This is a genomic window from Desulfoscipio sp. XC116 (genome assembly GCF_039851975.1).
Taxonomy (GTDB): domain Bacteria; phylum Bacillota; class Desulfotomaculia; order Desulfotomaculales; family Desulfallaceae; genus Sporotomaculum.
On sequence record NZ_CP156660.1, the window covers coordinates 2,248,884 to 2,275,201 of the forward strand.

Sequence of the window (26,318 nt, forward strand, 5' to 3'; positions counted from 1 at the left end):
GCTGGGATTATTTATTAGTCATAATTGTCTTTTTAATGCATAATAAGGTTATTTTTTGTCGGTTGCTTTTTTAACCGTGCTTTTAATGTGCAGTTCCCTAAGCTGGCGATCATCCACCGCTCCGGGAGCCAGGGTCATTAAATCAGTGGCACTTTGGGTTTTGGGGAACGGTATGACATCACGAATAGTCTTCTTCCCGGTCAACAGCATGACCAGGCGGTCAAACCCGAAAGCTATGCCTCCATGAGGCGGGGTCCCGTACTCAAAGGCCTCCAGCATGTAAAAGAATTTTTCGTGAGCCTCTTCCTTGGTGTGCCCAATGGCGTCAAACATCATTTCCTGCACATCCCGACGGTGAATCCTAATGCTGCCGCCGCCCACTTCAATACCGTTTAACACTATATCATAGGCCCGCGCCCGCACCCGGCCCGGGTCGCTCTGCAATAAGGGGATATCCTCCTCCCGCGGCGAAGTAAACGGATGATGCATAGCCACCCAACGTTTTTCCTCATCGTCGTATTCCAGCAGGGGAAAATCAGTAACCCACAGGAAGTTAAACTTATCTTGCGGTATTATATCCAGCTTCTCGGCCAAATGTACGCGGAGCGCTCCCAGGGCAGCCGCCACCACATCCGGTTGATCAGCTACAAATAACAATAAATCACCTTCCCGTGCGTTGAAACGGTCTAAAACAGTGGCAATTTCCCGCTCATTAAAAAATTTGGCAATGGGCGACTTAACTCCACCAGCAGTGACAATAAAATAGGCCAGCCCGCGGGCACGGTAAATGGCGGCAAATTTGGTAAGATCATCAATATCCTTGCGGCTGTACCCGCCGCAGCCGGCGGCATTAATACCCCGCACCCGCCCGCCGTTTTCCACCGCCGAGGTGAATACCTTAAATCCACAGCCCGAAGCTATATCGGTGATATCTATCAATTCCATACCAAACCGGGTATCGGGCTTGTCCGAGCCAAAACGATCCATGGCTTCCTGATAGGTCAAGCGCGTAAACGGCGTAGGTACATCAAGTCCTATCATTTCACGGCACAGCCTGGCAACCATCTCTTCCATCAGTAAAAGCACATCTTCAACATCCACGAAGGACATTTCCAGATCTATCTGAGTGAATTCAGGCTGCCGGTCGGCCCGCAAGTCTTCATCCCTGAAGCAGCGCACAATCTGAAAATACCGATCCATCCCCGATACCATTAAAATTTGTTTGAATAACTGGGGAGATTGGGGCAAAGCGTAAAAACGGCCGGGATTCAAGCGACTGGGCACCAAAAAGTCCCTGGCTCCCTCGGGGGTGCTGCGGGTCAGCATGGGTGTTTCAATTTCCCAAAAGCCATGCTCATCCAGAAAATCACGTGCCGCCTTGGCGGCTCGGTGACGCATCTGCATGGCATGCTGCATTTCCGGCCGGCGCAAATCCAAATAACGATAGCGTAAGCGCAAGTTCTCATCCACATCCACGCCGTCCTCAATATAAAACGGCGGTGTTTTAGCCCGGTTTAGTACGCGCAGCTCATCCACCAGCACTTCAATTTCCCCGGTGGCTAAATTGGGGTTGACCGTTCCCTCGGGCCTCATGGATACCCGCCCGGTAACCGCCAGCACATATTCACTGCGCACGCCCTCCGCCTTTTCAAAGGACGCACTGTTAATATCGGGACTGAATACCACTTGTACCAGCCCGGTGCGGTCACGTAAATCAACAAAAATTAAACCGCCGTGGTCACGACGGGTATTTACCCAACCCATCAGGGTAACCGCCCTGTCATTGTCTCCGGCGGTTAATTCCCCGCAATAATGGCTGCGTTTCATGCCCTGCATAGATTCAGACATTTGTGCAATTACCTCCCTGCATAATACCGATGGCTTATATTTGCGTATATAGTCATAAATCCACCGGCAAGTTTAAAGCTGCTTATTCATCTCTTCACTATATACCGCCGCATGATCCATAATTAACTCCCCGGGCAAAGCAAACATCTAGCTATGTAATGCCCGGATAGCTTCGTCTTTAGAGATTTCCCGCTGGCTGCCCGCTATCATATCACGCAAAACGACACTGCCTTTTTGCAATTCATTTTCACCAATAATAACGGCATAACGCACACCCATTTTACCGGCGTATTTCATCTGAGCCTTGAGACTGCGCCCCTGGTAATCCATATCGGCGGCAATACCGGCGGCCCGTAAACGAGCCAGCAATGAGAAACCTTCCCGGATGGCCCGGTCCCCTATCGCCGCTAAAAATACTACAGGGCCAACCTTAATGTCCGGCAATTTGCCGCGCTGTTCCAGGGCTAGCAAAATCCGTTCCAAACCAAGAGCAAAACCGATACCCGGCGTAGGCGGTCCGCCGCATGCTTCCACCAAGCCGTTGTAACGTCCGCCCCCGCCGATAGAACTTTGGGCGCCGATTCCCGGGGCCATTATTTCAAAGGCAGTGTGGGTATAATAATCCAGACCCCGCACCAGCCGCTTGTCCAGGATATACGGTATGCCAAGGTCCTGCATATGCTGCCGCACTTTTTCAAAATGCGCCCGGCAATCCGGGCATAGGCAATCCGCCGTGGTGGGCGCCTCCCGGGCCAGCTCGGCGCAGCGGCTCGCCTTACAATCCAGTATACGCAATGGATTTCTTGTAAACCTGTCTTGACAGTTGGTGCATAGCTCATTAAGCACGGGCTGAAAATATTGCTGCAGTTTTTCTCGCACTACGGCACGGCACTCGGGACAACCCAGGCTGTTTATGTGCAGTTCCAGGTCATCCAGTCCCAGCCGGCCATAAAAATCCATGGCCAAAGCCATTACCTCGGCATCTGCCGCAGGCTGCTGAGCACCAAACACTTCTATCCCAAACTGGTGAAACTGCCGGAGACGTCCGGCCTGCGGACGGTCATATCTAAACATGGGCCCTATGTAATAGGTTTTTACGGGCTGCGGCCCGGCGTGGAGTTTATCCTCCAGGTAAGCCCGCACCACGGATGCCGTGCCTTCGGGCCGCAAGGTAATACTTCGCTCACCCCGGTCCCGGAAGGTGTACATTTCTTTTTCCACTATATCAGTGCTTTCTCCCACCCCGCGAATAAATAACTCCGTATGTTCAAATATCGGGGTGCGAATCTCCCGGTAGCCGTACTCCCGGCACACCCGGGCCGCCACATTTTCTATGTACTGCCAATTTTCAGTCTGGCCCGGAAGAATATCGGCGGTCCCCCGCGGCCGTGTGGTCAACATGTTATATTGGCGCCTCCTTTGCAAACCGGAGCCTAATTATTTTGAAGAACAGAAAACTCCCGTAACCGGTAATCGGAAACGGGAGAGCAAAGCAGTGTCCTGCCGTGCATACCTGAATCCAATTTTATGTAATATCTCGACTTTTGTCAACCTGCCCCGTCCGTTAAATGAACTTTAAATGAACAGATCCATTCAATACGTTTTATGGCATCTCCGGCGTCTCATATCGGACTGTTTACGCCATTAAGATTGCTTCACCGCTACCAAACGACGGATAGTTCCTTTGCATATATTAGCTTAAAAACCAGGTATACTATTGCTCACTGGCGATAACACAGCTGAAATGTTATAATTTCATAAATATAATGTTTTGCATTAAACACGGAAGGCTATGTTTCTATAACTTTACTCTTAGGATTCATAAATTAACAGAGGTGACTTACAATGATTACCATGGAATTAGTGGAAAGAATTAATTATCTGGCCCGCAAAAAACGCTATGAAGGGCTGACCGATGAGGAAAAGAATGAACAGCAAAAGCTGCGCAGTCAATATTTGGACGGTATCCGACAGCAGATAGTTGACGCCATGGAAGGGGCCGGGTATACAAAAAAACACGACACCCGATGCGGGTGCCATAACTGTAAGCAACACCAGTAAATATCAGCCAACTTAATATAAACAAAAAGCCCGGTTTATCGACTATTGAGATGAATTTGCCGCCACATAAGCGCAATAGGATACGCCAACCAAACAGCCGGCACCCATCAAAGCAACGGAAGCTTTCCTAAAAGTGATTTTTACTGTAGTGCCGCACATATACCGCGCAGGCTGCAAAATGGTCACCGGGATGGTTGATCAACCGCCCAAGTCCAGCACCCACCCCCTTAACGCTTTGCGGTCCACCCGGCCGTCCGGCGTTTGGGGAATGACTGTCTTGACCGCAAACTCTCTGGGCGCGGCATGGGCCGCCAGGCCGTTTTTGACAAAAACGCGCAGTTCCTCGCCCAACTGTTCCGACCACCGGCAGCCAGGCCGCAACACTATATAGGCCTTAATAATTTCGCCCCTTATTTTATCCGGCTTACCGGCAACACCGGCATCTTGAACAGCCGGGTGTTCACGTAATTTTTCCTCCACCTCCCATGGGCCGACCCGCTCTCCGGCGGTGTTGATCACACCGTCTACCCGGCCCTGGAAATAAAAATAGCCGTCCTCGTCTTTATACGCGGCATCTCCTGAAATAAACCAGGGGGCCAGTTTAAAGTAGTCTTCGTATTTCGCCCGGTCTCCCCATACGTCCCGGGCCATAGCGGGCCAACCCCGGTGTACGGCCAGATTGCCCACCTGGTAAGGCGGCAGCTCCCTGCCGGCATCATCCACCACCGCAGCCTTTACACCGGGCACGGGCCGGCCAATGGAACCCATCTTGATATCCAGGCAGCGCAGGCTGCAAATCATATTCATTCCCGTCTCGCTCATCCACCAGGTATCATAAACAGGAATACCAAAGGTATCCATACACCACTGCATTACATCTCCGGTAAGCGGCTCACCCACGCTAAGCAAGTGCCGCACGCTGCTCAGGTCATACTGCCCGTAAACCGCCCGGCCTGCGGCGATAATCATCCGCCAGGCAGTCGGCGCACTGTACCATACACTCACCTTATATTTTTCCAGCGCCCGGCACCAGCCGGCCGCATCAAAGCGCCCGCCTTTAACCAGCACCGGCACACCATGCAGCCAGGGTGCTATAAAACCATAAGCAATGCCCGTGATCCAGCCGGGGTCGGCGGTGCACCAGTACACGTCGCCTTCTTTTAAATCATGCACCCAGGCGGCGGTATTCCACAAGCCCAGCATGATATCGTGCACATGTACCAGGCCCTTGGGACGCCCGTCCGCACCGGCGGCGTACAGTATAAACAGAGGATCCTCCCTGGTTAGCCAGCGGCACTGAGCTGCGGAAGGTGCAGCAGCCACTTCGTTGTGCCAATCCAAAACGCTATCCTTGTCTGCCACCGCACCCCGGGTGACAAAAACTGTCCGCAGCTCGGGCAAATGCTGCCGAGGAACCCGGGGCAGCAAATCAGCAGTGGTCACCAGCGCCCGGGCACCGCTGCCCTGCAGCCGTTCCCGCACTGCGTCCTCCATAAACGCCTCAAAAAGAGGCACCACAATAACCCCTCTTTTGGCAGCTCCCAGAAAACTGATATACAGCTCCGGACTGCGTGGCAAAAACAAACCCAGCCGATCACCCCGCTGCAAGCCGTACTTGTCCAAAGTGTTGGCGAACCGGTTGACCTGCTCGTTTAACTGATTAAACGTATAGCTTTCCTGCCCGTCATCCGCATCGTAGTAAAGCGCCACCCGATCGCCCAGTCCGCGAGCGATATTGTCGTCCAGCACCCGGTAGGCAATATTCACACCGACAGCATCCCCGTAAAATTCCCGGGCCTGTTCTGTAAAGCTAAAGGTGCTATAAGTTAGCTCATAGTCCCGCAAATTATGGTTACCCGGCAAAGCATCAATTACTTTTGGCTTACCCATTATCTAAAACCCCCCCTCCCCTTATTCAATTACCATAATAATGATCAATATTCCTGCAATTGTGAATTTTTTTTAAACTTTATGTATACTAATTACTGCAACATGCATATCTCAGGCCCGGCGTTGGAAAAACCCGGGCTGTCCGACAAAATTGCCCGGGTTACCTGGTACTGCAAGTGTTAATTACTTTTTGAATAAAGCTCCGCCGTCTTGATAGATCCGGTTAAACGCGCCGCTATTCGTGTAGTGTACTTCTACTGCGCCAAAGAGCGGCAAACCCATCTTAAAGCGATAAACAATACTTTTCGCTGTAATGCCGGCTGTTTACTATAAATACACAGGTAGGGATACCTGATTTTTGCGGTTAACGTTTATAAAAAAGGATTGTGTTTTTTCTCGCTGCCAATAGTGGAAGCCGGGCCATGACCGGGGTAGACCCTGGTTCCATCCGGGAATACCAGCAACTTAGTCTTAATGGAATTGATCAGTACATTGTGATTGCCACCGGGAAAATCGGAACGCCCCACCGACCCGGCGAACAGGGTATCACCGGTGATTAAAACATTTCCCGCCTTTAGAGAGATACCGCCCGGGGTATGGCCGGGGGTATGGATAACTTCAACGGCCACCTCGCCCACCTGGATTATGTCCCCTTCTTCCAACAGACGCTCGGCTTCCTTTAACTTTAGCGCCGCCCCCATGAACATGGATAGATTTTGCGCCGGGTTGGTGAGCATACCGGCATCCTGGGTGTGCATGAGCACCTCCGCGCCGGTAGCCTCACGCACCTCTTCAAGCGCCGCAATATGGTCCACATGCCCGTGCGTGAGAATAATATACTTACATTCAAGTTTCAGCGCTTGCAGCCGTTTTAAAATACGCCCGCCCTCGGCACCGGGGTCCACCACCGCTCCCACTCCGGTTTTATCACAGCCAATTATGTAGCAATTGGCATCCATGGGGCCGACCCCGAATCCTTCAAATATCAATATAACAACCTCCCGTTTGGTAAATTTAATTTAGCCACAGAACGCCTGCCCGCTTATAGAAACGGGTTAAATCTTTTTTCAGCGCCAATGGTTGAGGCAGGACCGTGGCCGGGATAAACCTTGGTCTCATCGGCGAAGTCCAATAGCTTGTTTTTTATGGAACTGATCAATGCTTGGTGACTGCCCTCCGGCAGATCGGTACGCCCTACCGAGCAGGCAAAAAGAGTATCCCCCGTCATTAATATATTGCCGGTCTTGAGGCAAATGCCACCGGGAGTATGACCGGGCGTGTGCAGTACTTCCAAGATAATACCGCCTACCTGTATTTTGTCCCCGTCTTTCAGCAGCCGGTCCGCTCCCGGAAGTTTCAGGGAATCCACGGGCAAAACCGAATACCGGGCCGGGTTGGCCAGCCTTTCAGCGTCACCGGCATGCATGAGCACCTCGGCACCGGTGGCCGCATGCACTTCATCCAGTGCGCCGATATGGTCAACGTGGCCGTGGGTGAGAATGATGTATTTGCATTGTAATTGCAAGTTTTTTAGTTTGTCCAGAATAATTTCGCCTTCGTCGCCGGGGTCTATTACCGCTCCAATCCCGGTTTCAGAGCAACCAATTATGTAACAATTCGTGGCTAAGGGGCCTACTTCGATTCGTTCAAAAATCAAAAGATATCCCTCCGATTAATTTTTATTATACCGCAAAAAGATGAAAATACAGTTAGTTTGTCATTGCAAGGAGCGAAGGACGCAGCAATCTCATATTGGGTTGTTAACGTTACTTCAGATTGCTTCGCTACGCTCGCAGTTGGAAAAGATGGCAAGGGATGGTTAATCACTTTTTTTCAGGATAGAATTATTAAAACGGACATTACTTGTTTAATATATGACTTTAGCTAAAAGCATATTAAGCTATCCGCATAATAGTTAGTTTAAGAAAGTTTAAGCCTGACCCCGGCGGTGCACACTGTATACATCCTGTACGCGGCTGAACCGGCTGACGACATAATCAAGCTGATCCATATTTCTTATTTCCAATATCATTTCCACAACTCCGGTATTGTCCTTGCGCCCCCGGGCGGTCACCCAGTTGGCGCTCATTTTTAGTTCCATCAGTATGGCCATAATATCACTGAGCAGCCCGGCCCGGTCCGCACCCACTATTTCCAGGCGCACCTGGAAAGGAGAATGGAAATCTTTGTCCCAGGCCACTTCCACCAAACGGTCGGGCTCATTTAGCAGAGATTCGACATTGGAACAATCTTCACGGTGGATGGATACTCCCCTGCCACGGGTGATATAACCCACAATATCATCGCCGGGCACCGGGTTGCAACAATGCGCCAGTCTTATTAAAAGGTTATCAATGCCCCGCACCCGGATTCCCTGGGTAGGCTTGCCCCAGGAGGGCAAAGGGCGGGCTTCCGACTGCTGCAGCAATACTCTGATATCTTCGCTAACCTGAGCCTTTTTATCTTCCCGGACCGCTTCCTCCCGCAGTTTGTTGACCAGACTGGCCGCGGAAACAGTGTTGTCGCCCACCGCGGCATAAACGTCCTCCAAGCTGGTTAAGTTCATTTTTTGGCCATGTTCAATTAGCTTATCGCTTTTAACAGCGTCGGGTTCCAGGCCGTATTTTTTTATTTCCCGTTCCAGCAGCTCGCGGCCTTTGGCTATATTGTCTTCCCGCTGTTCCTTTTTAAACCACTGCCTGATTTTTGTTTTAGCCTGGGATGTTTTAACGACTTTCTGCCAGTCCCGGCTGGGACCGTGACCCTGTTTGGAAGTCAGCACTTCCACCCGGTCGCCGTTTTTCAGGGTATAATCCAGAGGCACTATTTTATTGTTCACTTTTGCCCCTACGCAATTATGTCCCACCTGAGTGTGCACCCGGTAGGCAAAATCCAGCGGTGTGGAGCCCGCGGGAAATTCCATCACATCGCCCTTGGGAGTGAATACAAATACCACATCGGCAAAAAGATCTATCTTGAGACTTTCCATAAATTCACTGGCGTCTTTAAGATCCTTTTCCAAATCCAGTATCTGCCGCAGCCAGCTGAGCTTACGATCAAAATCACCGTCCTTGCCCCCGCCCTCTTTATAGCGCCAGTGGGCGGCGATGCCGTACTCCGAAGTCCGGTGCATTTCCCAGGTCCTGATTTGTATTTCCAGGGGATCGCCCTGGGGACTAACCACAGTAGTATGCAGCGACTGGTACATATTAGATTTGGGCATGGCTATGTAATCCTTAAAACGGCCGGGAATAGGCACCCATAATGTGTGCACCGTGCCCAAAACGGCATAACAATCCCGCACTGAATCCACCAGTACTCTGACCGCCATCACATCGTATATCTGGCTAAATTCCAGCTGCTGCTTCTGCATCTTTATGTATATGCTGTAAAGGTTCTTGGGCCTGCCCTGAATTTCCGCGTTGATGTTTACTTCCAGCATTTTTTTGTGCAGCACGGAAATAATAGTACGAATATAATCCTCCCGCTTATTGCGAGTGCGCGCGACCAAATCGGCCAGTTCATAATATTTTTCCGGATTGCTGTAGCGAAAGGCCAGATCCTCCAGCTCCCACTTCAGCCGGTATATACCCAGCCGGTGGGCCAGCGGCGCAAATATCTCCAGCGTTTCCAGCGCTATTTCCCGCTGCTTGCGCTCCTGGTGGTATTGCAGCGTGCGCATGTTATGCAGCCGGTCAGCAAGTTTTATCAGCACCACCCGGATATCCCGCGCCATGGCTAAAAACATTTTACGCAGGTTTTCCACCTGGCGTTCTTCCTTGGAGCGATACTCCAGGCGGCTTAACTTGGTCACCCCGTCCACCAGCTGAGCCACTTCCCGGCTAAAACGCTTTTCTATATCCTCCAAGGTGATCCCGGTATCCTCCACTGTATCATGCAGTAAACCCGCCACCAGCGTATCCATATCCATTTCCAGATCGGCCAAAATGGTGGCAATGGCCACCGGGTGATTAATGTACGGCTCCCCGGAGATGCGCTTTTGCCCGGCATGCGCCTGGTCTGCAAAAACAAAAGCCCGCTTTAAGAGCTGCAGATCGGCATTGGGATTGTATAAAATTACTTTATGAATTACATCTTGTAAAGACATAGTCTACGCCCCACTTGCTTTTACATTGAGGTTAATCCAGTTAAGCCCGTTCGATTTTATATTATGAAACCAGTTAAAGGTAGGTGATGCGGACAATTCCATTTTTTTGCCTTTTAGAGGTAATAATTTATATTGTAGCATATCCTCCTGCCAATGATATTGCAATAAGCCCAAATCGGCAAATATTGTCGCCGCTACAATCAGCGATATACACGAGTGCATATCATAACCCGCCGCGGACATCCGCTCCAGCACTCCGACTTTGCTGCAGGCGCCTTGACCGCCGGGCGCTAAAGAACGCAACAGCGCATAGTAGTGAACCAACACATCTCTTTCCGGCGCCAATTCTTCCAGGTGCTTGCGATTTTCCTCCCAGTCTTCCGCTCCGTAAAGGAATTCAATACCGGCCGGAGCTTGAACACCAAGCAGTGTTTTAAGTCGCTGCCAGTCTTCCGCCGTGACCGGGGGACGCATCAGCAAAACCTTGTCGAAGGGGATTTCAGCCGCCCCTTGTTCCCCAAGACAGGCCGGTGTGGCCGCTGCTAACTTAATATCTTGGTTTTGTATTTTAGTAAACTGATCATTTATGTAATCACGGGACATAAAACCATGTAAATAAGCAGCCCTACCGGCAAATTGGGTATTATGCTTTTCGATATAACGGTATGCCTGCAGCGCGTGACAGGCGGAATTGACGACCAGCAATATACAGCCGCCGGAAGGACTCAGGCGGGCCAATCTTTTTTCCCTGAACGCGCCTGCCGGTACCGGACACCGTGCCGGCGGGAAAGCATAAGCATCCGGATCACCGGCCGTAAAAGTATGCTCCGGCAGAGTACTGGACGTATCCGCTAATAAAGCATGCATTTCAGGTGGCAGCCGGCAATCCCGGCTGCTTAAATATTGCTTCAATAAGCCGGTAATAGCTTCCGGAACGAAAATAAGATCACCGCCGGAAGACATACTATTTTCCCGCCACTGTCCGTCCTGCCGCCCACAGTTTTCTTTAAGCGGCTCCAAATGCACATCTTGCACTTTAACCTGTAATGTTTGACGGCCCTGCCAGGCATTAACGGTAGGCGTAAAAGCAACGCTGACTTCCTTGGCCGCGGCCAGCTCTTCAGCAAACCGGCCCAAGTTGAAACCGATGCCGTCCATGGAAACGCTGCGGTCACCAAGCAGCATTTTAAGATGCGCGTTATTTTTACCGACCCCACGGCAATTAATCAGTCTGGTCTGCCGCAGAGCAAACAGCGGCCCTGGATTGCCGTGACCGTACGGAGCCAGCTGTTCTATTTCGTTAATTAATTCGTAAGTAATATCCTGCAGTGAAACCAGGGCATCCAGTTCCATAACCGGGGCGGCATCCGCCGCGCACAAGTGAACAGCTGCATAATCATTGATTTTTTCTCTAAATGCGTCTATTTGCTCCACCGGCAGCGAAAAACCGGCCGCCATAGCGTGCCCCCCGTAACCGGCCAGATAACCGGCGCAATACTCCAGGGCGTTATACAAATGGAAACCGCCGGCACTTCGGGCCGAGCCTTTGCCCAATCCATTGTCACAGGCGATCAGCAGCACCGGCTTATAAAAACGATCCGCCAACCGGGATGCCACAATACCGATAACACCCGGGTGCCAATTGGCGGATGCCAGCACCAGCACATCCCGGGCGGCCAGTTCCGGGTCCGCCTCCAGCATGCCCAGCGCCTCGGATAGGGTTACAGCTTCCAAGCCTTGCCGCTCCTGGTTGGCTTCGTTTAATGACCAGGCCATTTCCAGGGCCGCGTCATAATCGTCACTCAACAGCATTTCCACGGCCAAACCGGCATTGTCCAAACGCCCGGCCGCATTAATGCGAGGGGCCAGTATAAATCCCACTTCCCAGGCTGTCATGGTTTTTTCTTTAATGCCCGCGACCTGACAAAGAGCCTGCAAACCCGGCCTGGTGGGCTGACCCAGAGATGACAATCCATGCTTAACTAAAATACGGTTTTCCCCATGCAGCGGCACAATATCAGCTATGGTACCCAAACAGACCAGGTCCAGGTATTCCTCCCAGCTAAAAGGAGTGCCTCTGCCGGCCAGCAGCGCCTGCACCAGTTTAAAGGCCACTCCCACCCCGGCCAGATCACTAAAGGGATACCGGCAATCTTTACGTTTGGGATTAACTACCGCCGCGGCCCCGGGCAACTCGGGAGGCGGCTCGTGGTGATCGGTTATAATCACAACAGGCCCGCCGCTGCGATTAGCTTCGTCCACCTCAGCAGCGGCGCTGATGCCGCAATCTACGGTGAGCACAAGGCTAATGCCGGATTCCCGGGCCTTCTGCAGCACCGAGGTATGCACCCCATATCCTTCGCCAAGCCTATGCGGTATATAATACTCCACACTACCCCCCAGACGGCGCAAGACATGTACCAGCAAAGCGGTTCCCGTGACTCCGTCCACGTCGTAATCACCGTAAACTAAAATTTTATCACCCCGGTCCAGAACAGCGGAGATAATTTCCACCGCCCGGGGCAGGTCACGCATCAACTCCGGCGGGTGCAGCTTTTGAAATGATACATTTAAGAATTCCCGGGCCGCCCTTACGGTATATATGCCCCGGTTAATTAAAAGCTGGGCCATCAATGGAGATACGCCCAGTCTCCTGGCCAGCATAAACTGCAATACGGGCTCGGATGCTTTAATCAGCCATTTTTTCCGCTTTTGCATTTTTCCTCCGTCATCTAAACTTACCATTCATTATAAATCAAGGGTTAAATTTATGGCAACCAGTGTCTAACACTACAGCGAAAAGTATAGTTTATCAAACTTTAAGAGGGGGTTGCCGCTTCTCAACGTAATAGAAATACACTACCCCCAATAACGGTGCCGTTTTAGCTGGTGCCGGGTGTTAAAAGTTGAAAATCTAAGATTTTCAACTTTTAACACCCGGCACCTATCGGGATAGCGAAAGCTTTGCTCAAAGAACAATTTGCGCCGCGGTACTATAAGCTTGCTAACCTTCCCGCCCATGCCGTTCCGCTCCGGCGGCGCCACTTTGTTTAACGGTCGGGTCCCGCGCATCAAGCCAGCTTAAAGCATGCTTTACTGCCTCTTTTGGTGGCCCCGATCTCCAGCCGGGCATCGATTAAATCTTTAAGTTCCGGCACATGGGAGATAATACCGACCAAACGCCCGCCTTTTTGCAGGTCCATTAAGGCCCGCATGGCTAAATCCAGAGATTCGGGGTCCAAAGTGCCGAATCCTTCATCCACAAAAATAGTGTCTAAATGCATGCCGCCCGCATAGGACTGCACCACGTCGGCCAGTCCCAAAGCCAGGGACAGCGAAGCCAGAAAGGTTTCACCGCCGGACAAAGTGGCCACTCCCCGCGCCACCCCGGTATAAGTATCAAACACTTCCAGTTCCAACCCCCCGGCAGCGTTGCTGCGAGCCCGCTCCAGAGTGCGCTGCAGGTGATAGCGCCCACGGCTCATCAGTTTCAAGCGCTGGGTGGCGGCCACCGTTACGTCGTCCAGCAAGGCCCCCAGCACAAAACGCTGGAATGTCAATCCATACTTATTTTTACCGTTGGCCGCTTCGGAAAGGCGCCCCCACACCGAATACTTGTTTTCTAACGCTTCAATTTCATTTTGTAAAGCAACTATCGTTTTTAGCCAATTATTCTCCTGCTTAATCAGCGAACGCAGCTGCGTATCCTGCTGCAAAGCCTCATCCCGGGCCTTTTCCGCCACTGCTAACAAACCGGCCATTTTTTCCAAATCGGGCTCGGTTAAACCAGCGGCCCGCTGTACGGCCCGATTTAGGCGGTCCCGGACGGCCCCCAGATCAGTGTCGAATTCCTTGATGAGTTTCTCCAGCCTCTGCATTTGTTCCGGGGTTCGCTTGGCCCGCGTATAATCCGGCATATCAGAAAAACCCGCTGTTTTCAAGCGTGCACCGAAAAGCTCCGCCGCCTCCCGCGCCCGGGTCCGGGCCGCCTGCGCAGCGCTTTGGGCCTCGGCGGCCGCGGTTTCGGCCTTGACCAGCTCTTGGCCGGTCACCTCGGCGGCTTTCCTGACCTGTTCCAGAACAGCCTCCAGCCGTTCCCGCCTGCTTATGGCAGCCTGGCGGGCTTTGTTTAGCGCGTGTAAATCGCGCAGTTCCCCGGGAATAGCGGATTCCCGCTCCCGCACCACCGCCTGGGCGGACTTACAGACCGCACCGGCATCTTGCAGTTCCTTTTCCAACAGCTCCAGCCGCTCCCGGGCGGTTTTTTCTCCGATCTTCAGCGCCTCCAGTTCCCCGGCCAGGGATGCCGCCGCTGCCTCGGCCCGTAATGCCCGGTCCCACATTTGTTTGGCTTTACCGGCGGCAGCATCAAGAGCGGCCGGGTCGGCACCGGCCCGCTCGCCCAGCTCATTTTCCAGGTCTGTAACCTTGCTCTCCACAGTCGCTTTTTCAGTGGCAACAAGGCTGGCTTTGTTTCTGACTTTGTCGCGATAAAGTTCCAGATTATTTAATTGCTGCTGCCGGGCCTTGACTTCTTCCTCGGAGGGTACGCCGCTTGCGCTGCCGGCCGGATGGGGGTGTTCAAGAGAACCGCAAACCGGACATGGCCGCCCCGCGGCTAACGCGCCCGCCAATACGGCGGCCTGTCCACTGTGCCACGCTTTCTGCAACACGGACAGTTCATCCTTGGCCCTGGCATAATTATTTTCCGCCTGCCGGCATGTTTGCTCGGCTGAGACAAATGTTTTACGAATTGAGCCGAGCCGCCGGCGCAGTTCCTCCAAGTTTTTTCTTTTGTTACTGATTTGCTCCGCTTCCCGGCAGGCCGCTTCCAGCGCATAGGCCCGGGCGGCCTGGTTGGCAGCGTCATCGCGCAGCTTGGTTTTTTCTTCAATGACAGACTGCCCGGCTGTTAAAGAGGCTTTTGCTTTGATATATGTATCTTCCAGTGCCTTGGCCCTCCGGTATGCCGCCGTGAGCTCCTCGCGGGCCCGGGCCAGGGAACCCGCCTTGCCGGTCAGGTCATCCAAGCGATTGACTTCGCGCGCGACCGTTTCCCGCTCGGCTTCTTTGTCTTTTTCCACGGCCCAGTTCCGCAGGGCTGTTTCCCTGGCTTCGCGAGCCTGTTTCAGTTCGGCATTCCGGGCGGCAAGAGTTTTTTCGGCAGCGGCGAATTCCCCGCGCCGGACCAGCACAGCGTTTTCCGCATCCACCAAACCGGCTGCCTGGCGGGCCCCGGACAAATCTTGCCGGGCGGCCTCCACACTTGGAGCTTTTTGCTCCAGTTCCGTCATTGCGGCCAGGGCATGTTTCTGCTCGTCAAGCAATTCACGGGCCTTTTGCCCGGCGGCCAGCCGTTCCTGCGCCTGTTTAGCCGCCATGCGGCTTTGGGCTGCCTTTTCCGCTACAGCCTCCAGCTCCAGCGCATGATCTTGCAGCCGCTTGCTTAGTTCCTCCGGGCCTTCTGCATTGGCCTGCTGCAATATCCATTTTCTCTGCTCCCGTACTTTTTCCACCTTTTTTTTAATATCCAGGGCTGTTTCCTTAAGGCGTTCTTCCACCAGACGATATAACTCAATATGGAAAAGAGTTTCCAATATAACCTGGCGCTCTTTGGAATCCGCCAGCAACAGCTTGCGGAATTCGCCCTGAGGAAGCATCACCACCTGGCGAAACTGACCGCTTTTAAAGCCCAGCAGATTTTCCACCGCTGTCCGAACCTTTACCCACCCGCCGGCCAGCACCGTACCTTCCCAAGCATCGGCAACCGGGCCGGTTCTTCTCCACAGAGTGGCATCAGAACGCACAGCGGTGGTCCCCGTACCGTGTTTTTTAGGCCGCTCTTGCTCCGGGCGGCGTTTGACGCGATAAACATCAGCCCCAACAGCAAAATCAAAAGTTACTTCCGTAACCGCATCCGCAGCGGCATGGTCACTGCGCATCTGCCTGCCGTCCCGCTGAGCACCGCTGCTATCGCCGTATAGAGCAAAGCACATAGCGTCAAGAATGGTAGTTTTACCCGCACCGGTAGGCCCGTGGATTAAAAAGAAAGAGCGATCGCCCAATTCCGTAAAATTAAGCTTCTGTTCCCCGGCATAGGGTCCAAAAGCGCTCATAACCAGCCGCAGCGGCCTCATAGCCGCACCCCCTTATCCCGGCGAAACGCCTCCGCCACCTGGTCCACCGGACCATCCTGCCGGTAAATATGTTCTACCGTCTCCGCAAGCGCCTTTTGCTGTTCCGGAGACAGCTCCTCACCGGCAACCTGCCGGAAAAAAGAAGAGAATAAATCCATCTCGCTCAAGCGGCGGTGGTCGCCGCCCGGCCCGCGCAAATCACCGCCCGAAGTCAGATAAGGACGTTCAATGTGCAGTACATGGGGGTACACTTCCCGCAGCTTACCGATGACATCCAGTATCGCACCCGAGTCCCGCAAAGTCACCATTATATAATCCTCTTTGCCGGCCCCGTCGGGCGGTCCGGCCAGCAAATCGCTCAGATAGCCGTCCCAACAGCGCACATCCCGGCGCGGGCACAGGGGAAAGGGTTCCCACCTGATGTCCCCCGCGGCATCCATTTCCACCAGAGTCACCGATTTTTTATGAGCCGCCTCGGAAAAGGAATATTTCATCAAAGAGCCGGCATAGCGAATGTGCTCACCCCCGGCCGATTGGGATTTATGCAAATGACCCAGGGCTGCATAGTTAAAGTTTTGAAAGTGGGCCGCCGAAACTTTGTCCGTCCCACCAATAGAAAGCGGCCGCTCCGATTCACTTCCCTCACCGCCCGCCACAAAAGCATGGGCCAGGGCTACCTTACGCGCACCCGGCGGTACCCGGGAGGTCCACCGGCCGATTAGCGCAGCCATAGCGCGATCGTGTTCCTGCACATCCTGCAGCCCCAATAGTTCCCGTACAACGGGAGGATCTGCATAAGGCACGGGACAAAAATACACCGGTCCATGGGCATCTTCAATAATCACCGGCGCAAAAGCGGTATCCGGCTGCCCGGTTATGTAAAGGCCCTGGCGGGCCAGCAAACGATGGCCAAAGCCCAGCCGCTGCGAGCTGTCGTGGTTGCCGGCAATGATTAAAACAGGCACCCGGCAGTCCATGATTATCCGGTATAGTACTTCATCCAATAGTTGAACCGCTTCGTGCGGAGGCACGGAGCGGTCATAAATATCCCCGGCAATCAAAACCGCATCCGGTTTAACATCCTCAACCAGCTTGATAAATTGCTCCAAAATATAGGCCTGATCATCGGTTAAATGCACACCGTGAAAAATACGGCCCAAATGCCAATCGGCCGTATGTATAAACCGCATCCCTCATCACCCCGTTAATTAAATAAACATCGTTAAAACCAAAACCGGAGCTGGCGCTGGCCACACCCCGGTGCAAATATATCAGATATATTTTAAAGCTAAGCATATGCCATTATCAACAGGTTTTTAGTCGCTACTGTTTTCAATCATTTATTAACTAATATTTCGTCATCTTTTTGCTTTTACCTTTTTTGTAAAATGGTTATCTATTTGGGCAGTAAATACTGCGATAATAATAGCAGATGCCGTTTTTTGTCCTATTTACTTGCCCCTGCAGCCCCAAGACCGCGAAAAACTCAAATTAAAAATTTAAAAACTTGCCGCATAAGATAGAATAACCTTCTTTAAAATGCCACCGATGTGCAATATAATATTAAGGCTGGTTATAAAAGTGAGGTAAACGGAAATGCAGCAAACAAATTCTGTGCAGCTGGTTAGTTCGGTAAATTTTTTTATGAACTTTGCCATTCAGGGATCGCTTATTTATATTCCCTTACTGGGTGCCCAAATGGGCGCTTCGGATTTTCAGGTAGGATTAATCGGAGCCTGCTACGGCGGCTCATACCTGCTGTCCTCCCTCTATTTCGGCCGCCAATCCGACCGGTTGGGCAGACTGGGCTTCGTCCGCATAGGACTGCTGCTCTGCGCCATAGCCTTTGCCTCCCAATTATTGGCCGGTCAGATACTCACGCTTGGCCTGGCCCGGGCCGGAGTGGGCCTGGCCCTGGGGGTAAGCACCGCTGCCCTGGTCGCCTACGCTTTTGAGTCCGGGGCTAATATGGGGCGTTATAGTTCCTATGGCTCGCTTGGTTGGATAGCAGGCGCTTTACTGGCCGCTTATTTTAATAATATTAACTATCTTTTCGCAGTCAGCTCTCTTTGCTGCGCGATTGCTTTTTTCATTTCTTTGCGGTTTCCCCAAGAAACCGTAAAAAAGCCAAAAGCCTCCCGGGCACAAACGCCCAGCCTTAAAAGTGTTTTCAAGCATGGCTGGCCTGTTTACCTGGCTGTTTTTTTGCGCCATCTGGGAGCCGCGGCGGTGTGGATTATCCTGCCCCTTTATTTTATTTCCCTGGGATTGGATCGCTTTTGGGTGGGTATATTGTGGGGAATTAATTTTGCTGTACAGTTTATCGTTATGCGCCATTTGGAACGTTTCAATCCCCATTCCATTTTCGCCTTTGGACAGATACTGTCCATTGTTGTTTTTATCTCTTACGCATTGGTGCATCAGCTTTGGCTTCTAATTATCATTCAAATACTGCTGGGAGTCACCTGGGCCTGTCTCTATGTCGGCGCCCTGCTGCTGGTACTGAAAACCGGTGAGGATAAAGGAACCGCCAGTGGTATTTTTCAGGCCACGCTTAACCTTTGCAATGCCGTCGGACCTTTTCTGGGCGGTGTTATAGCTCATGGATGGGGGTATAACGGAGTGATGATATTTGCAGCCGCTCTGGGGGCAGCCGGACTTGTAATAGCCGTCCCCAAGGTGCAGAAACAACAGGCAGTTCACCAGTGAACCAAATATTTATCAAGCCGGTTGTAATATATCTCATGCTTTATCCAAGTCGGCAGCAAAAGCTCCGGTTATTTTTATGCTCCTCTTTTTGACGATCTCTTTCTGGGGATAAAAACCTTTTTAACACTCTCGCGTTTAGCTTTAGAAACCATGACGTACAAAATATCACCTAAAAGTATCTTTGTACCCCCATATGGTGTAACAACCCTGTCATTGCGTATTATCGCGGCAATCAAAACGTCATTCGGCAAGTCCAGATCCTGCACTTCCCGATCTAAGGCATTTGACTCTTCCTTGATTAGAATTTCCATTATTTCCGTATTGGTCTTGCCCATGGAAACAAGTTCAAGAGTGTGGGTGGGGGTTACCTTTTCACCCGCTGAAAGCCCTAACAAGTTGGCTAAATGGGGAATAGTTGAGCCCTGGATAAGAGCCGAGGTGAGCACGACAAAAAATACCACATTAAAGATTAAGCCGCTGTTTTCCAAGCCGGCAACCAGGGGGTAGGTTGCCAGAACAATGGGGACAGCGCCCCTTAACCCCGACCAGGATACAAATATTTTATCTTTCAGAGAGTAACCCATCTTAAGCGTACTAATATACACCGCAATCGGCCTGGCCACGAAAATTAACAAAGCTGAAATAATAATTCCCTGCCAGGTTACCTGCAAAAGTTCACGGGGGAAAACCAACAGCCCCAGCAAAGTAAACAGGAGAATCTGAGACATCCAGGCAAATCCTTCATGAAAACGTAAAATTGGTTGGCGAAAGGTTATATCGGCATTTCCCACCCATAGACCAGCCACATATACGGCAAGAATGCCGCTCCCGTGCAGCAACGCGGCGGAACCATAGGTAAAGATAGCAAAACCCAACGCTAAAATAGGGTATAAACCGGAAGTATCAAAATTAATTTTATTGATACTCCATACTGCCAGTTTACCCATTAAAATACCTGTGACTACCCCAAGGCCCATTTGCCAGAAGAAACCCCAAACAACCCCTAAAACGTTCATATCAGGCATTTGGATCAACTGAATGAAGGAAATAGTCAAAAACACAGCCATGGGATCATTGGAACCGGATTCAGCTTCCAAGGTTGTTTTTAACCTTGGTTTAATATTTTTATCCCCGAGAACCGCAAAGACCGCGGCGGCATCGGTTGAACCCACAATGGCACCAAACAATAGCCCCTCCAGCCAGGTAATATCCAGGATATATTTAGCAAAAACCGCAATGGACAGTGAAGTAAACAGAACACCAACGGTAGCCAAAGAAATGGAAGGCAGAAGAACCGGGCGCACCTGTTCCCATCGTGTCTGCATACCGCCCTCAAACAAAATCACAATTAGCGCCATCATTGCGCCTAATTGAGCTAAGGAGGCATTATCAAAATAAATAAAATTATTCAGGAACATGCCCACGGCTACATATAAAATAAGCGAGGGAACACCCAAGCGCGCAGAAAATCTGGTTGTAATAATACCCACAATAAGCAAAACAGCAAATAGAAATATTATTTTGTCCGTTACAATACTCAAAACTCACCTCTCTTTCATTCTATTTATTAATTATATCACAAAAGGCCTTCCGCTTCCAGCATACGTCCATATCCCGGTAAAACGATAGCCATAACCCGACATACAACAAAAGAACGCCTTACGGAACCCCGCAAGACGTTCTTTTACAATTTACTGCAGCATTTGCTCCTGCTCCCGATAAGGTTGCCGCACAGGGAACGGCTGGTACGGATAGGCAAGCGTCTCCGCCCGGGTTAGGCTGTGCGCCGTCAAAAAGCCGTCACTAATAGCGTGATTCAACTTGCGCGGCTGCTTGGCGTCACCGATAACAAACACCCGCATGCCCCGTTGTCTTAATTCTTCCCCCAGGTGGTTTATCGGCCGTGCCCCCACAGAGAGCACCACGTGGGTACAGGGAAGCCAGTGTTCCCGCCAGGCGCGGTCCACGGCTACCACACCGTCGGCTTTGATTTCCCGTATATTTAAACCGGTAACGGCACGCACGCCGGTTTTACGCAGCTCATCCAAAAGCGACTGCCGGTTGATGGGCTCCGTGTCCACGGCCAGCTCATCCTCCATTTCCGCCACAGTTACGTCTACCCCGCGGTGTTTCAGATAAAGTCCCGTCTCGCAGCCTACACTGCCGCCGCCTACCACAACCACCCGGCTGCCTACTTCATATTTGCCGGACAGCAAATCCCAAGCCGTGGTAACAGTGGGATAGTGGACACCGGGAATATCCGGCACCAGCGGAGCGGCCCCCGTGGCCACTATGACGGCATCCACATTCATACCCTGCAGCATGTCGGCGCCAACCTCGGTGTTTAAGTGAATTTCCACACCCAGTTTGTGAATCTGCGTTTGCAGGTAGTCGATGGACCACCTTATTTTATCTTTACCCGGCGGCACACAGGCTATTAACACCTGGCCGCCCAGCTCGGATTGTTTTTCAAACAGCGATACCCGGTGTCCCGCAGCAGCCAGAACCCGGGCCGCCTCCATCCCGGCAGGCCCCCCGCCCGCCACCGCAAAATGCATGGGGGAAAGGGTAGAGGTAATCTGCGGATATTCAAGCTCCCGACCGGCCACCGGGTTTACCGTACAGCGCACATGCAGGTTCTTAAACACCCGTTCGCCAATGCACCAGATATTACAGGTAATGCACTTCCTGATATCTTCGGTCCGCCCTTCCAGCGCTTTAGAGGGCCATTCGGGGTCGGCTATGAGGGTGCGCCCCAGGGCCACAAAATCAGCCCGCCCATCGGCAATAACTCCTTCCGCCACCTCGGGAGTACGAATGACCCCCACGGCAATCACAGGTATGTGTACTTCCCTTTTGATATTTTCCGCCAAATAAACCCGCCAGCCCTCGGTATAACTCATGGGCTCCAATATGGTATTCATAGAAGCATAAACACCGGAGGAGATATCCAAGGCATCCACTCCCGCATCCTGCAGCAGGCGGGCTATTTGTTTAGCCTCGTCAAGGTGAACACCGCCTTCCACGAATTCATCGGCGCTCATGCGAAACAGCACGGGAAAGTTACCGCCCAGTTTATTCTTGATACCCCGTGCTATTTCCAGCGGAAAGCGCATCCGACCGTTCAAATCACCACCGTAGAGGTCGGAGCGCCGGTTACTGAAGGGGGACATGAACTGGCCGATCAGATAGCCATGTGCACCGTGCAGTTCCACACCGTCGTAACCGGCATTGCGCGCACGGGCGGCCGCCCTGATGAACATTTCCGCCAGGTCCTGTATTTCCTCAATGGTCAGTTCCCTGGGCACTACCTGCAAGTATGGGTCCGGTATGGCGGAAGGCGCCACCGGCTGCAAACCATAGGTGGTTTCGGGGGTGGTCTGGCGCCCGGCATGATGCAGCTGGGTTATTATCTTGGCACCGTGCTCCTTAACCGCCTCCACCAGTTCGTTATGCCCGGCTATGTACGAGTCGTCGGATATACACAGCTCATTGGCAATGGCATTGCCCTGGGGTGAATCCACGCAGTTTATTTCGGTAATGATTAATCCCACGCCGCCCTTGGCCCTCGCCCGGTAATAATGTATCATGGCCGGTGTGACAGCGCCGTTTTCATTGGCCAGGTTGGTGCCCATGGGAGGCATTACTGTACGGTTGCGAATGCGCATATGGCCGATTTGGCCTTCCTTAAAGAGATTGGGAAACCTCAACGTGTATTCCTCCTCAAATGTATTTGATGGTAGTATTATAAGTTGGAGGAATATTTAAACATGATTTTGCAAAAGAAACCGGACAAATGGGAACGGTTCTTAATTGCCGCACTCTGGCGCACACGCAAAAAACCAGGGCAACAAATGCCCTGGTCTTCAAGCGGTCTTTTATTTTACCAGTTATTGCGGGATCTGTAGCAATCACGGCAGTATACGGGCTTGTCACCGCGAGGCTGGAAAGGCACCTGAGTTTCTTTACCACAGGCCGAACAAACCGCATCATACATTTGGCGTCTTTCACGGCCATAACTATTACCGCCCCGGTTGGCAGCTTTACGGGCAGCGCGGCACTCGGGGCAACGGCCGGGTTCATTGGCAAAGCCCTTGTCGGCATAAAACTGCTGCTCGGAAGCAGTAAAAACAAATTCAGCACCACAGTCCTTACAAGTTAAAGTCTTGTCTTCAAACATGAAAAAAAACCTCCTCCATTTGATTGCCCGTGCCGGGGATTTACAGGTTTATTCTTCCCCAGCCAGCAACAATAGAGAAAGCTACACCGTAATTCCAAGCATTTTATCGAGCTACATGCATTATAACTTGAGTTTCAAAAATTTGCAACATATTTAACCAAAAGTTATTAGTATATCTATAATTTCGGACCGGCTGCCCACTCTGACAGGCGGTCCCCATGTGCCAAATCCGCTGGTAACAATAACCTGTAAATTTCCCTTGCGCAAATACCCCCAATCAACTTCGAACATACGAGCTGTGACAATATTAAAGGGAAAGAGCTGGCCATGGTGCGTGTGTCCCGAAATCTGCAAATCCACCCCCAGGTCCTCCGGTTCATTTAAGTTTACAGGCTGATGATCAATTACAATAACCGGCTGTGCATTATCAATACCTTGTACAATTGTTTTTAAATCACTTCGCTGACGACCTCTATAATATCCGCTATACAAATCATCTCTTCCCACTACATAAAAACTATCCGCCACCTTGACAGCTTCATCCCGCAAAACCTTAACCCCCGCCTTTTCCAGGCCGGTAATTATTTCCGCCCCATGCCCGCCTATATACTCATGGTTTCCCGGCACAGCATAAATACCATGGCGGGGCGCCAGTTTGCGAAGGGTATGACCCATACTTTGTTGGATAAATAACAGCGGATCTTCATCCACTATATCGCCGGGCAAAAGTATCATATCCGGGTTTAAATCAATAATTGTATCGACTAAACCGCTTAATCGCCCATTGTGCACAATGTTTCCCAGATGCAAATCGGAGACTGCCACTATGTGTAATTGTTTAACAGTGCCGGCCTGTTTGGGAATGCTTATGTCATAATGGATTACCTGCGGATTCCCGGCATTCCGCCAGCCGTAGCCCACAATAACCAAAACAATCATCACTACACCCAAACCGATCATAAGTGCGGAGGGAGATTGGTCGAATCCCCCCGGAGGCAAAAACGCAAAGTATTTATCTATAAAACGCACTAATTCCAATAACCCAATAACTATAGCCAAATAAACCATGACCGCCATCCAATAAGAACCTAATACAATTAGAAACCGAGATATTTCCGGAGCCATAAACTTTTTACATAAACGACCTAATATAAAGGATAAAACGATAAACCAGAACACCAGCCAATACAAACAGGCGGGAACATGGGCTATATACTTTCCGGCCAACTGCCACATACGTAAGCCTATCCAAAAATTAAGCAGCCCGTATAGTAAAATAATTATTGCAAAGACCAAAATTCGAATCATAACGGTATCCCGTTCCTTCATCTTTAGTAGGTAGCGTCCGACTGAATCAAGGGGTGCAGCACATTAATTATATACTATTTAAATTATTTTGGTTAAACACCAAACCTTTCCCTGAAATACCGGTTGGAAAAGATTATTGATTGCTTTCCGGCCCGCGGGCAAACAAAGGCCGGCAGCTCATCAAGCAGAAAGAACAGCCTTTCACGTTACTTCCCCATTATGCTATACTATAGGATAGTATTGGGATAGTTTAAACTTCCATAATGAGATTGGGTTTTTGAATATAATCCGGAGGAACTTAATGAACCAGCAAACAGCAAAGACAAACATTAATGAACTGGAATATGAGATTGCCCGGCGACGCACTTTCGCCATTATCTCCCACCCCGACGCCGGTAAAACCACTCTGACAGAAAAGCTATTGCTTTACGCAGGCGCCGTTGACCTGGCAGGTGCCGTACGGGCCCGTAAGAACCAGCAGCATGCCACCGCCGACTGGATGGAGCTGGAACAGCAGAGGGGCATATCCATCACCACTGCCGCGCTGCAATTCGACTGCCGGGGATACCGGATCAATCTTCTGGACACCCCCGGTCACCAGGACTTTAGCGAGGACACCTACAGAACATTAATGGTTACCGACAGCGCAGTAATGGTACTGGATAGCGCCAAAGGGATAGAACCTCAGACTAAAAAATTATTCCAGGTTTGCCGACTGCGGCACACTCCTATTCTCACTTTTATTAATAAGCTGGATCGACCGGGACGTGACCCATTAAGCCTGTTAGATCAAATAGAACAAGAATTGGGCATCGGCCCTGTGCCCATGAATTGGCCCATCGGCAACGGGCCGACCTTCAAAGGAGTATACGATATTTTAAAACAACAAGTACTGCTGTTTGGGCGAACTGATCACGGACAGCAGCGGGCCCCCGTGCAGGTGCATGACCTCTACGATCCCCTGCTGGCAGAATTACTGGGCCTTGATGAGTATAGACAGCTGGTAGAAGAAATTGAGCTTCTGGCCGCGGCAGGGGCATCCTTCAGCCTGAAGGATTTCCTGGCCGGTGAAATCACCCCGGTATTTTTCGGCAGCGCCATCAATAACTTCGGTTTGGAGCCTTTTTTACAGGCACTCCTTGATTTAGCTCCGGCACCCGGGCCACGCATGAGCAGCCAAGGCATAATAGAGCCGACTAACCGGGAATTCACCGGACAGATTTTTAAAATTCAGGCCAATATGGACCCGCAGCATCGGGACCGGGTGGCCTTTCTAAGAGTGTGCTCCGGCCGCTTTGAAAAAGATATGCAACTGTATCATTCACGCCTGCAGCGGAAAGTACGCATGACCAGAGCTTACCGGTTCTTTGCAAGAGAGCGGGAAATAGTGGAGGAAGCGTTTCCCGGCGATGTGGTGGGATTAGCCAACCCGGGTCTTTTTAATATCGGTGATACTTTATGTTCGGGAAAGCTTATTAAATTTGACGACATACCCCGTTTTACACCTGAACATTTTTGCATTCTGCACAACCAGCAAATAGCAAAATATAAGCAATTCAACAAGGGTATTGAGCAACTGGAAGAAGAAGGCGCTATCCAAGTGCTTTTCTTTACGGACAGTTTGCGTAAAGAACCGGTACTGGCAGCGGTTGGCGAATTGCAATTCGACGTGGTAGTGGCACGGCTGGACTCGGAATACAGAGTAGAAACCACCACGGAAAGGTTGCCTTTCACATGTGCCCGCTGGGCTTTATGCAGCCCGGAAAAGCAAACCGGCATTGTCTGGCCCAGCCGAAGCAGGCTGGCTTACGACCGCGAAGGACGACTGGTGGCCTTGTTCTCCTCCGACTGGGAGATAGCCTTTTGCCTGGAGAAAAACCCCGGCCTGATTCTGGAGGAATTAGGGTAACAGTTAAAAAAAACCATGCAAGCAGACTAAATGCCGGGAAGTGACGGGACGTGTATAAATTCGGGGATTTAATTCTATGCCTGGGAGTCTTTCTATTCTTTCTGGGAGGCGTGGCTCTGGCTTTTGGGGTATTAACCGCTAATAGTCCATTATTGCCTGTTATCGCTG

At 51.3% G+C, this 26,318-nt stretch carries 16 protein-coding genes; 3 read left to right on the forward strand and 13 right to left on the reverse strand.

Going from position 1 to position 26,318, the window contains the following annotated elements; translation table 11 throughout:
* Nucleotides 1-48: 48 nt before the first annotated feature.
* Both aspS and hisS read right to left on the reverse strand, forming a co-directional pair.
* Nucleotides 49-1,848 (reverse strand): aspartate--tRNA ligase, encoded by a 1,800-nt coding sequence (aspS, locus tag ABDB91_RS10820; protein WP_347487705.1) that lies wholly within the window; start codon nt 1,846-1,848, stop codon nt 49-51.
* 147 nt (nt 1,849-1,995) lie between these two features.
* On the reverse strand, nt 1,996-3,249 hold the full coding sequence (hisS, locus tag ABDB91_RS10825) for a histidine--tRNA ligase (protein ID WP_347487707.1): 1,254 nt from the start codon (nt 3,247-3,249) through the stop codon (nt 1,996-1,998).
* A gap of 444 nt (nt 3,250-3,693) precedes the next feature.
* Here hisS and ABDB91_RS10830 point away from each other — a divergent pair, with 444 nt between their 5' ends.
* Nucleotides 3,694-3,909 (forward strand): DUF896 domain-containing protein, encoded by a 216-nt coding sequence (locus ABDB91_RS10830; RefSeq protein ID WP_347487709.1) that lies wholly within the window; start codon nt 3,694-3,696, stop codon nt 3,907-3,909.
* Between the two features lie 198 nt (nt 3,910-4,107).
* Here the strand turns inward: ABDB91_RS10830 and ABDB91_RS10835 are convergent, their stop codons facing one another.
* The 7 genes from ABDB91_RS10835 to ABDB91_RS10865 all read right to left on the reverse strand — a co-directional run bounded on the left by ABDB91_RS10835 (nt 4,108) and on the right by ABDB91_RS10865 (nt 17,234).
* Nucleotides 4,108-5,799: an AMP-binding protein gene (locus ABDB91_RS10835; protein ID WP_347487710.1), complete on the reverse strand. Its 1,692-nt coding sequence runs from the start codon at nt 5,797-5,799 to the stop codon at nt 4,108-4,110.
* A gap of 371 nt (nt 5,800-6,170) precedes the next feature.
* Nucleotides 6,171-6,788, reverse strand: a complete 618-nt coding sequence (locus tag ABDB91_RS10840) for an MBL fold metallo-hydrolase (RefSeq protein WP_347487712.1) — start codon at nt 6,786-6,788, stop codon at nt 6,171-6,173.
* A 53-nt stretch (nt 6,789-6,841) separates the two neighbouring features.
* Nucleotides 6,842-7,456 carry an MBL fold metallo-hydrolase gene (locus ABDB91_RS10845; RefSeq protein WP_347487714.1) on the reverse strand — a complete coding sequence of 205 codons (615 nt, stop codon included), beginning with the start codon at nt 7,454-7,456 and terminating at the stop codon, nt 6,842-6,844.
* A 273-nt stretch (nt 7,457-7,729) separates the two neighbouring features.
* Nucleotides 7,730-9,907: a bifunctional (p)ppGpp synthetase/guanosine-3',5'-bis(diphosphate) 3'-pyrophosphohydrolase gene (locus ABDB91_RS10850; protein ID WP_347487715.1), complete on the reverse strand. Its 2,178-nt coding sequence runs from the start codon at nt 9,905-9,907 to the stop codon at nt 7,730-7,732.
* A 3-nt stretch (nt 9,908-9,910) separates the two neighbouring features.
* On the reverse strand, nt 9,911-12,625 hold the full coding sequence (gene recJ / locus ABDB91_RS10855) for a single-stranded-DNA-specific exonuclease RecJ (protein ID WP_347487717.1): 2,715 nt from the start codon (nt 12,623-12,625) through the stop codon (nt 9,911-9,913).
* Between the two features lie 353 nt (nt 12,626-12,978).
* A complete protein-coding gene (locus tag ABDB91_RS10860) occupies nt 12,979-16,044 on the reverse strand; it encodes an SMC family ATPase (RefSeq protein WP_347487718.1) in 3,066 nt (1,021 codons plus the stop codon).
* The gene (locus ABDB91_RS10865; protein ID WP_347487719.1) at nt 16,041-17,234 is read right to left on the reverse strand and encodes an exonuclease SbcCD subunit D; all 1,194 of its coding nucleotides are present in this window, start codon (nt 17,232-17,234) and stop codon (nt 16,041-16,043) included. Before ABDB91_RS10865 ends, ABDB91_RS10860 begins: the two co-directional genes overlap by 4 nt.
* 406 nt (nt 17,235-17,640) lie before the next feature.
* Here ABDB91_RS10865 and ABDB91_RS10870 point away from each other — a divergent pair, with 406 nt between their 5' ends.
* On the forward strand, nt 17,641-18,753 hold the full coding sequence (locus tag ABDB91_RS10870) for an MFS transporter (protein ID WP_347487720.1): 1,113 nt from the start codon (nt 17,641-17,643) through the stop codon (nt 18,751-18,753).
* Nucleotides 18,754-18,827: 74 nt separating this feature from the next.
* Here ABDB91_RS10870 and ABDB91_RS10875 read toward each other — a convergent pair whose 3' ends face one another.
* The 4 genes from ABDB91_RS10875 to ABDB91_RS10890 form a co-directional block, all read right to left on the reverse strand.
* Complete coding sequence (locus ABDB91_RS10875) at nt 18,828-20,294, reverse strand: potassium/proton antiporter (protein WP_347487721.1); 1,467 nt, start codon at nt 20,292-20,294, stop codon at nt 18,828-18,830.
* A 150-nt stretch (nt 20,295-20,444) separates the two neighbouring features.
* Nucleotides 20,445-22,463: an FAD-dependent oxidoreductase gene (locus tag ABDB91_RS10880; RefSeq protein ID WP_347487722.1), complete on the reverse strand. Its 2,019-nt coding sequence runs from the start codon at nt 22,461-22,463 to the stop codon at nt 20,445-20,447.
* A 173-nt stretch (nt 22,464-22,636) separates the two neighbouring features.
* Nucleotides 22,637-22,933, reverse strand: a complete 297-nt coding sequence (locus ABDB91_RS10885; RefSeq protein ID WP_347487723.1) for a zinc-ribbon domain containing protein — start codon at nt 22,931-22,933, stop codon at nt 22,637-22,639.
* Nucleotides 22,934-23,086: 153 nt separating this feature from the next.
* Nucleotides 23,087-24,241, reverse strand: coding sequence for a metallophosphoesterase (locus tag ABDB91_RS10890; protein WP_347487725.1), 1,155 nt, complete (start codon nt 24,239-24,241; stop codon nt 23,087-23,089).
* A 301-nt stretch (nt 24,242-24,542) separates the two neighbouring features.
* Between ABDB91_RS10890 and ABDB91_RS10895 the strand changes: the two genes are divergently transcribed.
* On the forward strand, nt 24,543-26,150 hold the full coding sequence (locus tag ABDB91_RS10895; RefSeq protein ID WP_347487726.1) for a peptide chain release factor 3: 1,608 nt from the start codon (nt 24,543-24,545) through the stop codon (nt 26,148-26,150).
* The last annotated feature ends 168 nt before the right edge of the window (nt 26,151-26,318 follow it).